This window comes from Paenibacillus lentimorbus NRRL B-30488 (genome assembly GCF_000411595.1).
Taxonomy (GTDB): Bacteria; Bacillota; Bacilli; order Bacillales; family Bacillaceae; genus Bacillus; species Bacillus velezensis.
The window spans coordinates 310,697-324,427 of sequence record NZ_ANAT01000005.1 but is presented as its reverse complement, the minus strand read 5'-3'; the positions used below and the strand labels follow the sequence as shown (position 1 = coordinate 324,427).

The following is a 13,731-nucleotide window of genomic DNA, read 5'->3' as shown; positions in this document are numbered from 1 at the left end:
ATTCTTCACTTCATATACCGATACTCCCGCAGCTTCTCCAAAATCGCCACTTCTTTCAGCAGTTCTTCACCGACGTTTGTTTCTTTTACTTTCTTCCGCTCCAGCTCTTTGTCGACTAATCGTTTCACCGTTAAGACGTCGGTTCCGGTGCTCAGTACTTCGGCCTTGGAGTTAAAGTGTTTATGGGCGACGAGCTGCATGCCGTAGGAGTTGTATAAGAGCGTGTAGCCGGCGATGCCTGTTGTGGATTGGTAGGCTTTGGAGAAGCCGCCGTCGATGACGATCATTTTTCCGTTTGCCTTGATCGGATCTTCGCCTTCGATTTCTTTTACCGGTGTATGGCCGTTGATGATATGGCCGTGATCCGGATTGAGGCCGAATTCCTTCAGGATGTTTCGGCAGGTTGCCTCGTCTTCACGCAAATAGTAATACGGGTTTTTCTTTTCTTTATGCGTTTCCTTCTCTTTAATGAAATACCGCTCAAAGGTTGTCATGGCCCGTTTTCCGAAGAGGGAGGAGTATTCGCCTGTCCATAAGTACCACGTCATATCTGTCGCCAGATCATCGGTTTCTTCCGGATGGGCAAACGCTTCCCGTAAGAACCGTTCAAATACATCGAGCAGCTCACGGCCCGCATAAGCTTTATCCTCTATCATCATCGTTTCCATGCTGCCGTTTTCATCGACGGGAATACAGCCGTGAATCAACAGGTTGCCGTTATATTTCAGATACAGGCTGCCTTTTTTCATCATAAAATTCATATGGCGGCCCAGCTTTTCGGAGTGCTGGACAGAAAACAGCAGCTTGTCCATGACTTCTGCTTCTTCTTCTAGCAGCTCGTCAGGCTGTTTGGGATTCACCGTCGCAAAGCAGGTGTTTTCCAGTTGATACGTTTTTCCGTTCAGCGTAATTTCATTGCGGTCATAATCAATCTTTTCCAGTAACAGCCGTTCTTCCATATTAAAGTTCGGCCGTCTCTTAATAATCGGGCTCTCAAGCTTGAATTGGATCATCGCGATCGCCTGATGAATTTTTGTGATTTGTTTAATCTCATCTTCCGGTCTGTTTTCGTCCGCTTTCGGGCGGAAAGACGGGTTATCATCGTAATATTTTTCGGCAAGGTTCAATAGAGGTCTCAGATTGATGCCGTAAACGTCTTCAATAATGTCCAGATTGTCATAGCGGGCACAGATGCGGATAATATTTGCCAGACATACTTTTGAGCCGGAATAAGCGCCTATCCAGAGAACATCATGATTCCCCCATTGAATATCCACTGAATGATAGTTGATCAGTTCTTCCATGATTTTATCCGGCTGCGGTCCGCGGTCGTAAATATCGCCGACAACATGCAGATGGTCGACCACCAATCGCTGCGTGCTGTAGGCAAGACCGGTGATCAGCTTATCGGCCTGGCCGAGCGCAATGATCTGTTCTATGATTTCGGAGTAGTATTGTTCCTTGTTGGCGGCTTGTTCTGTTTTGTACAGCAGCTCTTCGGAAATATAAGCAAATTGGGCGGGCAGTGCTTTGCGCAATTTGGATCGGGTGTACTTGGAAGAACAATAAGAAACGAGCTTAATCATCCGATGAATCGTTTCTTTATACCACTCGTTTAATGCCTCTTTCGTATCAAAGTTATGTTTGATCAGCTTCAGTTTGTCTTCCGGGTAATAGACCAAAGCCGCCAGTTCATCAATTTCTCTATCGTAAATGACGCCGCTGAAAATATCGCGGATCTTCTCTTTTACTCTTCCTGAACCGTTCCGCAGCACGTGCTGGAATGCCTGATACTCCCCGTGCAGATCACTGACGAAATGCTCGGTTCCTTTCGGCAGGTTCAGTATCGCTTTCAGATTAATGATTTCCGTGACCACTTTTTCTTCACAATCGTATTTTTGTGCGAGCAGATCTAAATATTTGGTTTCCAATCTCGTCCATCCCCTTTTTATTTACGAGCAATTGTATGATAAAGTGAATTTAAAGTATGACATAATGTTTAAATGATTAGACCTTATATGATAGTACCGCATAACGCCTTTTTGAGACAATGAAAACGGAAAATACGGCGCTTCAGGCATCGAAAATTGGACCGGGATAACGCCGTGAGCTCATCCCCCTATTGACAATGAATTCAACTTCCATTAAAATAAAAAGTTAGCTGATAGTTATTTCTATCGGAAACTTAATACGTAGCAGGCTATGATTGCTGTGGGTCGCACTACAGCAGGAGCGGCTTCTGGAGAGACCGCGGGTTTTCCGCGGCGCCGAAGGGTTCACAATCTCAGGCAAAAGGACAGAAGAGTACCGAATATGTATTTGTCATGCTGTTGATTGTCAGCGGCGCAAATATAATTTGATATTCTTATGACCATGAGATTGGAGGGCATCCAATCTCTTTTTTTATTGGCTTTTTTTGCTCGTCGTTCACTAGAGAGGTAAGGAGGAGTCAGATGTGGAGCAGCGAGAGCTAAAGAGGGACTTATCGAATCGGCACGTGCAGCTGATCGCCATTGGCGGCACGATCGGCACCGGATTGTTTTTAGGGTCCGGTAAGGCGATTCAGCTGGCGGGTCCTTCTATCATCTTTGCGTATTTTATTGTAGGTATTGCGCTTTTTTTCGTCATGCGGGCGCTGGGAGAACTGCTGTTATCTAAAGCGGGGTACCAATCATTAACGGATATAGCCGAGGCGTATTTAGGACCGCGTGCAGCGTTTGTCACCGGCTGGACCTATTGGTTTTGCTGGATTATGACGGCTATGGCGGATGTGATCGCCGTCGGTGTGTATGTGAAATATTGGTTTGATATTCCGCAGTGGATTCCGGCACTTATCTGTTTGCTCATTTTATTAGGGCTTAATCTGTTAACGGTTAAGATTTTTGGAGAATTGGAGTTTTGGTTCGCCTTAATTAAGGTAGTCACGATTCTCGCGTTAATTATCATCGGGGTGGTTCTGCTGGTGATTGGGTTCAAAACGCATACCGGAACGGTTTCAGCGGCGAATCTGTGGGAGCACGGCGGCTTGTTCCCGAACGGATTTTCAGGCTTTTTGCTTTCGTTCCAGATGGTGATCTTCGCCTATGTCGGTGTGGAATTAGTGGGTGTGTCGGCGGCGGAAACGTCAAATCCGAAAAAAAATATTCCGTCCGCTATCAATAAAATTCCATTGCGGATTTTATTTTTCTACGTCGGGGCATTGCTCATTCTTTTATGTATTAACCCGTGGATGCAGCTGAATGCAACGGAAAGTCCTTTTGTAAAGACCTTCAGTCTGGTCGGCATTCCGTTGGCCGCGGGAATTATTAATTTTGTCGTATTAACGTCTGCCGCTTCTGCTTGTAACAGCGGGATGTTTTCAACAAGCCGGATTTTGTATAACTTAAGCAAAACGAAACAGGCGCCGGCAAGTTTTGCGAAGCTGAATAAAAATCATGTGCCGAGCCGCGCATTATGGATATCGGTTATTGTGCTGTCAGCTGGTGCTCTTTTAAGCAAATTGATACCGGAAGCGGCCTTTGGCATCGTGACCACCATCAGCGCGATTTGTTTCATTTGGGTGTGGGGCGTGATTCTTGTCTGTCATATCAGATACAGGAAAACCCGTCCGGACTTACACGCAAGCTCGTCTTTCAAGGCGCCGTTTGCACCGTTTATCAATTACGCCGTGCTGTCGCTGTTTGCCGTCATTCTGGTGATTATGCTGTTTGCGGATGCGACGCGCCCGGCTTTGCTGATGACGCCGCTGTGGTTTATTGGATTATTTCTCATCTATCGGGCGAGAGGGAGAAAGACAGATTGAATGGCTTCAGACGGTGTACTGCCATGCAGTATGCCGTTTTTGTTTTGATTGGAAAGCGAGAATATTTGTTAGAAATCAGGCTATAATGATTGTATAATTTAAAAAAGTGTATAATTTTAAATTAAGCGAGGTGATGATATGAAGTATGAGAAGTTATCTAAGCTTTTTTATAAAATGGATGCTGATTCATATGAGAAAGAATTTAAAAAGAGAACAAGCAGCTATGGCAGTTATTCAACATCATTAAACATACGGGGGTTCCGAAAAGGCCGACCCACGGACGATTCATTTGAGCTATTCTATGTAAATACACATAGTCTCATGAAGCTGAATAATGAAGTGTTGTTAAACAGTTCCAAAATTTCATCCCTTATCAGTCAGCTCCCCGAATTTGCCGTCAAACCTTATTTTGATAAATTAATTATTAATGAAGCACAGAGTAATAATGAAATTGAAGGAATTCGCAGTACAAAAAAAGAATTGAAAGAGGCTCTTAAAGCGTTAGAACAATCCGAGCCCTCACATAAGCGGTTTGTCGGATTGATGAAAACATATCAATTTATAGACCGAATTCCGTCGTTTACAAGCATTCATGACTTTAGGGAATTATACGACGAGCTGGTCGCAGATGAAATCGGAGCAGAAGATGCGCCGGATGGTGAGCTGTTCAGAAAAGGCTATGTTGAAGTGAACGATGGGAACATGACCACCCATATCGGCGTCAATTCTGAACAGAAGATAACAGAAGCGCTTGAGGCTTTAATTGCTTATCTTCATGATGAAACACATCCTCAGCTGTATCGTTACATGACAGCTCATTACTACTATGAATACATTCATCCTTTTTATGACGGCAATGGAAGAACAGGACGCCTTATCGTTGGGAGTTATTTGTCCCGATATTTAGAAAAATATTCAGCCATCACTTTTTCTTACGCAGTTAATAAGAACAAAGATAAGTATTATAAGGCATTAGAGGAAATTCCCGCACCTTTAAACCGGGGAGAGCTGACTTTTTATTTAATGGATATGCTGGAATTGCTTCTGTCAGGACAAAAAGGGATTATTGAGGATCTTGAATTTAATTTAATGAAACTGAAACGAATTAGGAACTATATTGATAGCGATCAATGGGCTGATTATAAAGATGAACGTGATATTTTTAATATCATTATCACGATTAATGTATTTGTAAATGATCAGGTTACGCTGTCGGTGCAAGATTTAATGGAGCTCTCAAATAAATCGAGACATAAAATTAACAGAGTAATGGATTATTTAGAACAGCAAGGATTTGTTGAGCTCGTAAGCAGAAGGCCAAAATCTTATAAAATCAGCGAGGATTGTTTAGAGGAGATACTGCCTTCTTAATTCATATTTAAAAAAGCCGCCATATGAATGGCGGCTTTCACATTAATTCCGGATCAAATAATCAAATGCGCCTAAAGCGGCAGTTGCACCTGATCCCATGGAGATAATGATTTGGTTGTACGGGCCGTCTGTGCAGTCCCCTGCGGCAAATAGGCCGGGAACGCTTGTCGCGCCGCTCTTATCGACGATGATTTCGCCGATGCGGTTGCGTTCGACGGTTTCGTCTAACCATTCTGTATTAGGCACGAGACCGATTTGGACGAATACACCTTGGAGTTCAACGTGTTTTTCTTCGCCTGTTTCACGGTCAACGAACGTAATGCCGTTTACGTTTTGGTCGCCTGTGATTTCTTTCGTTTGTGCATTTTTGTGCACAGTGACGTTCGGCAGGCTGTAAAGACGTTTTTGCAGGACTTCGTCTGCTTTCAGTTCAGGCGCGAACTCCAGCACAGTCACGTGATTGACGATACCTGCAAGGTCAATCGCCGCTTCGATTCCGGAGTTTCCGCCGCCGATAACGGCTACGTCTTTGCCTTCAAATAATGGTCCGTCACAGTGCGGGCAGTATGCAACACCTTTGTTTTTGAACTCTTGCTCACCAGGTACGTTGACATTGCGCCAGCGGGCACCTGTTGAAAGGATCACTGTTTTACTTTTCAGTACAGCGCCGTTTTCAAGTTCAAGTTCGAAGAGGTCTTTTTCTCAAGGCGTTTCGCGCGCTGAAGGTTCATGACGTCAATATCATAATCTTTCACGTGCTCTTCAAGGCTTGCAGCGAGCTTCGGTCCTTCAGTCGCTTTGACGCTGATGAAGTTTTCGATGCTCATGGTGTCGAGTACCTGGCCGCCGAAGCGTTCAGCGACGACACCGGTGCGGATGCCTTTACGCGCCGTGTAGATTGCCGCGCTTGCGCCGGCAGGTCCGCCGCCGACAACAAGAACGTCAAACGGCTCTTTGTCGGCAAACTCAGACGCATCTGCGCCGCTGCCCATTTTCGCGAGAATCTCTTCGATGGTCATACGGCCGCTTCCGAAAGATTCACCGTTTAAGAAAACAGTCGGAACAGCCATGATGTTTTTGCTTTCTACTTCTTCTTTGAATGCCGCGCCGTCAATCATTGTATGTGTGATATTCGGGTTGAGCACGCTCATCATGTTTAATGCTTGGACGACATCAGGGCAATTGTGGCACGTCAGGCTGATATAAGACTCAAAGCGGTATTCTCCGCTGATGTTCTTAATCTGGTCAATGACCTTTTGATCAGCCTTAGGCGCTCTGCCGCTGACTTGAAGCAATGCCAGCACTAATGATGTAAATTCGTGGCCGAGAGGAACACCGGCGAATGTAACGCCTGTGTCTTCTCCGGTACGATTAACGCTGAAGCTCGGTGTTCTGTTTAATTCAGTTTTTTCAACTGAAATTTTAGATGACATGGAAGCCAGTTCGTCAACGAGAGCCAGCATGTCCTTAGAAGTGTCATCGTCACCGGCGCTTACTTTGAGAACAATGTCGTTCTCAATTAGCTGCATGTATTGATTTAATTGTGCTTTGATATTTGCATCAAGTACCAATGGAATGCACTCCTTAGATTTTACCTACCAAATCAAGGCTAGGTGTAAGTGTTTCGCCGCCTTCTTCCCATTTAGCCGGGCAGACTTCACCTGGGTTTTGACGAACGTATTGAGCTGCTTTTACTTTGTTTACTAGGTTGCTTGCGTCACGGCCGATACCGCCTGCATTGATTTCAACTGTTTGAATAACGCCATCAGGATCGATGATGAATGTTCCGCGGTCAGCAAGACCAGTTTCTTCGTCAAGAACGTCGAAGTTGCGGGAGATCGTTTGAGATGGGTCACCGATCATTGCGTAAGTGATTTTGCCGATTTTTTCAGAGCTGTCATGCCAGCCTTTGTGTACGAAGTGAGTATCTGTAGAAACAGAGTATACTTCAACACCTAATTCTTTCAGTGCAGCGTATTGTCCTTGAAGATCTTCAAGTTCAGTCGGGCAAACGAAAGAGAAATCTGCTGGGTAGAAGCAGAAAACGCTCCATTGACCTTTCAAATCTTCGTTTGTTACATCGATGAATTCACCGTTTTTGAAAGCTTTTGCTTCGAATGGCAGTACTTCTTTTCCGATTAAAGACATAATATCTTCCTCCTGAAATGTGATTTGAAATATATTAAAAAGACAAAGCATTCACTTTATCTTTCAATAATAATTCTAATTATATATAGATTATTAAATAACATTTATTTTTTGTCAAGCTATATGGGGTATTATTTTCTGCTTTTTTTGCTTTAGACATTTAAAAACGCCTGGTATAAGCGGTTTGGCGCTGTTTGTCATGTGTAGCGCCGGGCGAAAGGGGGATTCTCAATTGGTGAATCGAAACAGTAGGAATCCACCCCTCTATATGGCAGTATAAACCAAAGGGGGTATGATCATGCAAATAAATCACATTACTTTGTACAGTTGTGCGTTGGAGGAGACGAAACACTTCTATGAACGGGTGTTAGGTTTTCCTTTAATTGATGAGTCCGGTGATTCGTTTACCATCAAGGCGGGAGAAAGTGAGTTGGAATTCAGGCGCGCCGATTCTCACTCTCAACCGAATTATCATTTCGCGTTTAACATTCCGAATAATCGTTTTGATGAGGCGAAGGCGTGGATAAAGGATAAAGTCGTTTTTCAAACGGAAGATGGGGAGGATGAAGTGTATTTCACTCATATTCAGGCGCGTTCCTTTTATTTCAAAGATCCGTCCAACAATCTGGCGGAATTCATCGCGAGAGGCACATCGCCGGCAAGCGCGGAACGTTTTTCGATTGAGTCCGTCCTGAATATCGGCGAGGTGAATCTGACGGCTGCCGAGGTGGTATCGACGGGGAAGGAGCTGCAGCGTTTCGGTATACCGGTGAGAGACGGCGCGCCTCTTAAGGAAAACGGGTTTCATTTTATGGGTGATTACAATGATGGGGCGTTTTTGCTTTTAGGGCCGAGCGGCCGCCGCTGGATTTTTTCTGATCAGCATGCGGAGTTCCATCCGCTGTCTGTCATTGTGAACGGGTCGATCCGCATTGAGGCTGACCGAGAAGGCGGCATTGACATCAGGAGGGCACAGCCGTCATAAAAAAGCCCGGGCTCAAAAGGCCCGGACTTGGGGACATTATTTATAAACAACCCGGGTGCTGCACATGATGTCGTGCAGCGTTTTTTTCTCTCCGAAGGCACCCATGATGAATCCGATATAAAGAATGAGCTTAGATATGATATAAGCGAAAGCGCGTCCGAAGGCCTGGCCGATGGAAATGCGTCCGCCATCTTCATTGACGACCTTAAGGCCGAGCAATGCTTTTCCCAGGGTCCCCTGCATCTTTGAGGCCGTGAGCAGGCTGAAATATAAGATGCTGATTACAAAAGAGCTCACAAGAATCGGGATGACGCCGAACACCAGAAAAGAGATGTTAAACTGATTTTCGGTCATGAAGGGGTCAGCCGCCGCAACGCCTGCCGCAAATAAAAAGAGACCATAAATTGAATGATAAAAATCGGAATTCCTATGATGATTTGATCAATGACGTAAGCCAGAAACCGAATCCAAAATCCTGCCGGTCTTTCCATGTATCTTTTTCTCTCCCTTGCTTTAATCTGGAATATTATACGTAATCATTCCGGATTTTGCAACGGAGCTTAGGCTTCTGCGAGCAGCCTCTTTCCCCATGCCAAGCGTCCCATGATCAGCCCGAAAGCCAGAAGGGCAAACATGATGCCGCACCACATCAGCTGATGGATTCCCAAATGTGAAATAAACCAGCCGCCCGCCGCCGTTCCGATGGTGATGCCGAGGTTGGAAAAAGAGACAAACAGGCTGTTGCCGAATTCGGGCGCCTCCTTTGCTTCCGCAGTAAGCCATGTCTGGCTGACAATGAGACCGCCGGAATGAACGGCGCCCCATACGAAGACGAGGACAGCCATCGGCGCGCAAGACGTCCCAAACCCGTATATGAGCAAGTAGGCGGCTGTATAAAGAAGCGGAAACAGGATGACAGTCTTTTTCATATTTTTATATAACAAAGCACCGAAGACGAAATTCCCGGCTATCATAATCACCCCGAAACTCATCAGCATGAAGCTGACCCGTGTGCCGTTCATATGGGACACCCGCCCGAGGTATTCCGCAAAATAGCTGTAGACGGAAAACATGGCCGCAAAGAGACAGGTGACGGCAGCGATATTGAGCCACAAAGCCGGTTTGCGAAGAATGCCGAGCTGGCTACTGAAAGACATTTTTTCTGTGACCGGCATGGATGGCAAAAAGAGAAGAATGCCCGTGAACGCGATGAGACTGATGATAGCGCCGAATAAGAAGGCGGCTTCAAGGGAGAGACGATCCGCCAGATAAGACGTGAAAGGCACGCCGAACGCAAAGCCGGCGGTGATGCCTGAAAAGACTTTCGTTACGGCTTTTCCGGATTGGCCGGCGGGGACAAGCCGGGCCGCGGCCGCAAGCGCTACAGAAAAGAACACCGGGTGGCATAAAGCCGGAATGATCCGAAACGCCATCATGACACTGAAATGCGCCGTATACGCGTAGACCGCATTTGAAACGGCAAACATCAGCACCGCCAAAAGCAGAATGTATTTCCGGTTTATACCTGAAGCAAGCAAGGTTAAAAACGGTCCCGACACAGCAACGATGAACGCGAAAATGCTGACAAGCCACCCCGCTTTTGAAGCAGAAATATGAAATCTGTCCGCCACTTGCGGAAGAACGCCGATAATGCCCATTTCGGTCGTGATAATTCCGAAAACCCCTAATGCCAAAAACAGAATGAAGATGGAGCTGCTTTTTTTCATTGTTATGTATGCCTCCTTTTATAACTACATATATAGAAAAATAGATATGTTAGAATAAAAAAAGCCCTCCTTTCATGGTTATAGCTGGTGCTGAACATAGTCAGCAAAGGCTTTAATTTGTTTTTCATTTCTTCTGTAATAGGTCCACTTTCCGATTCGTTCGGATTCCAGCAGGCCGGCTTTTTGCATCGTCAGCAGGTAGCTGGAGATGACGGACTGCGCAAGCCCTGACTTTGCCTGAATATCACCGACGCAAATTCCGGTGCGGAAACTGAGTCCCTGATCAAGATAAGGTCTTTCATCAAAATGGTCTTCCGGGTGTTTAAGCCACGTCATAATATCACTTCGTGTTTTGTTAGATAACGCTTTATGAATCAATATCGGTTCCATAACGTTTATTATATCTATTTTTCTGGATTTGTAAATTCGTTTTTAACAAAACATTCTCAAAATAACTAAATATCGTGCTAAAATATAACATATTATCAGATTACCGGTAAAAAAGCCGGGTTATTGTCAGGAGGATATTCACATGAATCAAAAGAAAAAAGGTGCGGTTGCAGTGACCTTGCTTTCCGCTCTGATGTTTTGTTTATTGCCGGTCCTCGTCTCGCTTTCTCCGCTTGCAGAAACGGGGCCGAACGCGAATCGTTTTAATTCCGCGGGCATGTGGGCCGCCGTCGGCCAGATCCTTGTTATATATGCGGTCCCGCTCATTTTGTATATTCTCGGTGTTCGTGGCATGAAAATCATCATGGCCGTTTTTTGCGGAATCGGGCTTATCATTTGCGCGGCTGTCTTGTTGGTGGCGTTATTGACCGCAATTTCCTTAGGGCAGGAGCTGTCTCTTTATTACGGCCTTTTCGTTTGGTCAGGCGCGGCTTTCATCGTCAATGTGGTGTGGTATATTGCCGCGTTTCGATCCTCCCCGAAGCATCAGCAGGCTATGTGACATTTGTTCTATAAATCTACCGAAAATACAAATATTTCATAGGATGATTATGGTATGATGAAAGCGGTATAGCAGTTTTTAATAGAAACGGGAGGAACTGACATTGAAAAAAAAGACAGCATCATTGCGAATGAAAACATTGGCGGCCGGCGCTGCGGTTGCTGCGGTTTTATCTGTGGGGGCGGTTTCTGATCTGCCGGGGGCAAAATGGCTGCATCCGGCCGCTGCTCAAGCGGCGGAAACGGTATTTAAACAAAATCATGCGGCATCCGGTTTCTTGGCGGGACGGTATGACGCGCAGGCGATGTCTCCGACGATGTTCAACTGGTCAAGGGAAAGCCGGTTTACAAGCACTGCCGATGGCGCGTTAAAATGGGAAAAGAATGTTCCGGCCACCCCTCAAAACGGTGCGGGAGCCGCGGTTGACGGGGACGGCACCGTATTTATTCAATCAAAAGACGGGAAGCTGACGGCGTATCATCCGGACGGTACTGTGAAATGGGTGACGGAAAACCTCGGGACGACCTATACGCTGACTCCGGTGCTCGGAACAAACGGTGTCATTTATCTTCCTTCTCACGATAAAAAACTGTATTTCATCGACAAAGAAACCGGAAACATTTTAACATCGGTTCCGCTGAGCGGAGCGCCGAGTTCCGATGCGGCTATCGGCTCTGACGGCACGCTGTATGTGTCGACGCTGGATAACTATATCTATGCGATTAAACCGACGTCGCCTTCGACATGGACGCAAAAGTGGAAATTTAAAACAAACGGCGTGGTCGGCTCCGCTCCCGTGTTAGCGTCAAACGGCACTCTGTATACGGCAACGTATAATAATATCTTTTACGCGATCAATTCCGGAACGGGCCAAGTGAAATGGTCAAAAACGACGTCCAACGGGTTTAAAGGCTATCCGGTTATTGATAGAGACGGCACCGTTTACGCCGGAAACCAGGACGGCAACTTATACGCCTATACATCAACGGGTGCTGTAAAGTGGACGTTCCCGTTAAATGGTTTCTCCAGCTCTTCATTAGCGATCGACCATAACGGCAATGTGTATATCGGTTCCGGAAGCGGCGAGCTGTTTTCCATCAGCAAAACCGGTAATATGAACTGGTCTTTCTATACGGATGGGCCTGTGAGAACGGCGCCGCTGATTGATGCGGACGGCAATGTGTACTTCGGCTCTGACGATAAAAACGTCTATGCGGTTGACGCTGACGGTAATGAAAAATGGCGCTATCAAACAGACAGCAATGTCATTTCCTCCCCGGTTCTGGCTGAAGACGGCACGCTCTACGTTGGCACTTATACGAAACTGCTCGCATTCGGGGCAAAAAAATAATAAAAAAGAATCCGCGTGCGCGGATTCTTTTTTATTTAGAGGCTTGAATAAATACGCCTTTTTCATGAGAGAATTCTTTAAAGCCGTACACACCGTGATATGAACCGATCCCGCTCGTATTGACACCGCCGAACGGAAGGTTGACGTCAGTGAAATGAACGACGACATCATTGACAGAAGCATTGCCGGACGTCGTATGCTGCAGAACATAATCGATCAGCTCCTGATTATGGCTGAATACATACAAGGCAAGCGGCTTGTCCCGTTCAGTGATGTAATCAACGGCTTCACTGATATCTTCGTAATTCATAATCGGCAGAATCGGTGCGAAGATTTCTTCCTGCATGATCTTCATATCAGGCGTGACGTTTGTCAGCACGGTCGGAGAAATCGTGCGGTCATGCGCATCAAATACACCGCCGAACGCCGTTTTCGCCCCTTTTTCAATGGCATCATCATACAGAGCTTTGACACGGTTAAAGTTGCGGTCGTTGACAATCTGCGTGAATTTGTTGCGGTCAACCGTATGATCATCCTCCATAAAACCTGCATTGACAATGGTCTGGAGAAGATCTGTAAAGGTGTCCTGTACATCTTCCTTCATAAGAAGATAGTCAGGAGCGATACATGTTTGCCCCGCATTGACAAATTTGCCGACGGCGATTTTTTTCGCCGCGTCCATCATATCATAGCCGCTGTCGATGATCGTCGGGCTCTTTCCGCCAAGCTCAAGCGTGACGGACGACAAATGCTTCGCCGCTGCCGTCATGACGATTTTACCGACATTTGTGCTTCCGGTGAAGAAAATGTGGTCAAACGGCTGGTCGAGCAGTTCTGTCGCGACATCGACCTCACCTTCAAAAATGGCGACTTCTTCTTCGTGAAATGCCTCGCGAATAACTGTCGCGGCGATATGGCTCGTCTCCATCGTAAAATCGGACAGCTTTACAATCGCGCTGTTGCCCGCCGCAATGGCAGCCGCAAGCGGAGCCATCGTCAGCATAAACGGATAATTCCATGGGCCGAGAATTAAGGTAAGGCCTTTTGGCTCGTACATTAATACGCCGTCAGCGCCGGGGCTGACGGATGAGCCGACGCGTTTCGGCGCCATCCAGGTGTCGAGATTGTTCATATTATCTTTAATCGCCTTGATCGTTCCCTGCGTTTCCGCTCTTTTCACCTCATGATAAGGCTTGCGGACGTCCCGTCTGATCGCCTCGATGATTTCTTCTTCATGTGCGGTGACGGCATCTAAAAAGCGCTGAAGCTTTTCTCTGCGCTGCCCGGCTGTTGAAGCACGCAGCGTTTTTTGATTTTTTTTCTGAAGCGCAAAGACGCGTTTGATGTCTGCTTTTATATGCTGATCCATCGGTCTTCCTCCTCTGGTTGCTTTTT

The 13,731-nt window shown here is 46.2% G+C and carries 10 protein-coding genes, 2 pseudogenes and 1 riboswitch; of the genes and pseudogenes, 5 read left to right on the top strand and 7 right to left on the bottom strand.

Annotated features, from left to right (window positions below):
- Positions 1–5 precede the first annotated feature (5 nt).
- Positions 6–1,931, bottom strand: coding sequence for a fructose-1,6-bisphosphatase (fbp, locus tag D368_RS02485; RefSeq protein WP_070082638.1), 1,926 nt, complete (start codon positions 1,929–1,931; stop codon positions 6–8).
- 298 nt (positions 1,932–2,229) lie between these two features.
- Positions 2,230–2,310: riboswitch (glycine riboswitch) on the top strand.
- A 145-nt stretch (positions 2,311–2,455) separates the two neighbouring features.
- Between fbp and D368_RS02480 the strand changes: the two genes are divergently transcribed.
- Together D368_RS02480 and D368_RS02475 are read left to right on the top strand one after the other, a co-directional pair.
- The gene (locus D368_RS02480) at positions 2,456–3,802 is read left to right on the top strand and encodes an amino acid permease (protein WP_128574525.1); all 1,347 of its coding nucleotides are present in this window, start codon (positions 2,456–2,458) and stop codon (positions 3,800–3,802) included.
- Positions 3,803–3,940: 138 nt separating this feature from the next.
- Complete coding sequence (locus D368_RS02475; protein ID WP_102422106.1) at positions 3,941–5,173, top strand: Fic family protein; 1,233 nt, start codon at positions 3,941–3,943, stop codon at positions 5,171–5,173.
- Between the two features lie 42 nt (positions 5,174–5,215).
- Here the strand turns inward: D368_RS02475 and ahpF are convergent.
- Positions 5,216–6,744 (bottom strand): annotated as a pseudogene (gene ahpF, locus D368_RS02470) (alkyl hydroperoxide reductase subunit F).
- Positions 6,745–6,757: 13 nt separating this feature from the next.
- On the bottom strand, positions 6,758–7,321 hold the full coding sequence (gene ahpC, locus D368_RS02465) for an alkyl hydroperoxide reductase subunit C (protein ID WP_004393188.1): 564 nt from the start codon (positions 7,319–7,321) through the stop codon (positions 6,758–6,760).
- Positions 7,322–7,619: 298 nt separating this feature from the next.
- On the opposite strand from ahpC, the gene D368_RS02460 reads away from it, so the two are divergent.
- Positions 7,620–8,306 (top strand): VOC family protein, encoded by a 687-nt coding sequence (locus tag D368_RS02460; RefSeq protein WP_128574524.1) that lies wholly within the window; start codon positions 7,620–7,622, stop codon positions 8,304–8,306.
- 36 nt (positions 8,307–8,342) lie between these two features.
- On the opposite strand, the pseudogene D368_RS02455 reads toward D368_RS02460, so the two are convergent.
- The 3 genes and pseudogenes from D368_RS02455 to D368_RS02445 all read right to left on the bottom strand — a co-directional run bounded on the left by D368_RS02455 (position 8,343) and on the right by D368_RS02445 (position 10,423).
- Positions 8,343–8,797 (bottom strand): annotated as a pseudogene (locus tag D368_RS02455) (RDD family protein).
- 69 nt (positions 8,798–8,866) lie between these two features.
- A complete protein-coding gene (locus D368_RS02450) occupies positions 8,867–10,033 on the bottom strand; it encodes an MFS transporter (RefSeq protein WP_128574523.1) in 1,167 nt (388 codons plus the stop codon).
- Between the two features lie 78 nt (positions 10,034–10,111).
- On the bottom strand, positions 10,112–10,423 hold the full coding sequence (locus tag D368_RS02445; RefSeq protein WP_007407855.1) for an ArsR/SmtB family transcription factor: 312 nt from the start codon (positions 10,421–10,423) through the stop codon (positions 10,112–10,114).
- A 142-nt stretch (positions 10,424–10,565) separates the two neighbouring features.
- Here D368_RS02445 and D368_RS02440 point away from each other — a divergent pair, with 142 nt between their 5' ends.
- Both D368_RS02440 and D368_RS02435 read left to right on the top strand, forming a co-directional pair.
- Entirely contained in the window at positions 10,566–10,985 is a 420-nt protein-coding gene (locus D368_RS02440) for a DUF5391 family protein (RefSeq protein ID WP_046560162.1), read from the top strand.
- 130 nt (positions 10,986–11,115) lie between these two features.
- Positions 11,116–12,336 carry an outer membrane protein assembly factor BamB family protein gene (locus tag D368_RS02435; RefSeq protein WP_108490858.1) on the top strand — a complete coding sequence of 407 codons (1,221 nt, stop codon included), beginning with the start codon at positions 11,116–11,118 and terminating at the stop codon, positions 12,334–12,336.
- A gap of 31 nt (positions 12,337–12,367) precedes the next feature.
- On the opposite strand, the gene D368_RS02430 is transcribed toward D368_RS02435, so the two are convergent.
- Positions 12,368–13,705, bottom strand: a complete 1,338-nt coding sequence (locus tag D368_RS02430; protein ID WP_015418579.1) for an aldehyde dehydrogenase family protein — start codon at positions 13,703–13,705, stop codon at positions 12,368–12,370.
- Positions 13,706–13,731: the final 26 nt, after the last annotated feature.

Excerpts from the sequence above, each read along its gene's own strand:
- D368_RS02430 (WP_015418579.1), bottom strand. The coding sequence starts at position 13,705 with ATGGATCAGCATATAAAAGCAGACATCAAACGCGTCTTTGCGCTTCAG.
- D368_RS02460 (WP_128574524.1), top strand. The coding sequence starts at position 7,620 with ATGCAAATAAATCACATTACTTTGTACAGTTGTGCGTTGGAGGAGACG.
- D368_RS02475 (WP_102422106.1), top strand. The coding sequence starts at position 3,941 with ATGAAGTATGAGAAGTTATCTAAGCTTTTTTATAAAATGGATGCTGAT.
- D368_RS02445 (WP_007407855.1), bottom strand. The coding sequence starts at position 10,423 with ATGGAACCGATATTGATTCATAAAGCGTTATCTAACAAAACACGAAGT.
- D368_RS02435 (WP_108490858.1), top strand. The coding sequence starts at position 11,116 with ATGAAAACATTGGCGGCCGGCGCTGCGGTTGCTGCGGTTTTATCTGTG.
- D368_RS02450 (WP_128574523.1), bottom strand. The coding sequence starts at position 10,033 with ATGAAAAAAAGCAGCTCCATCTTCATTCTGTTTTTGGCATTAGGGGTT.
- D368_RS02440 (WP_046560162.1), top strand. The coding sequence starts at position 10,566 with ATGAATCAAAAGAAAAAAGGTGCGGTTGCAGTGACCTTGCTTTCCGCT.
- ahpC (WP_004393188.1), bottom strand. The coding sequence starts at position 7,321 with ATGTCTTTAATCGGAAAAGAAGTACTGCCATTCGAAGCAAAAGCTTTC.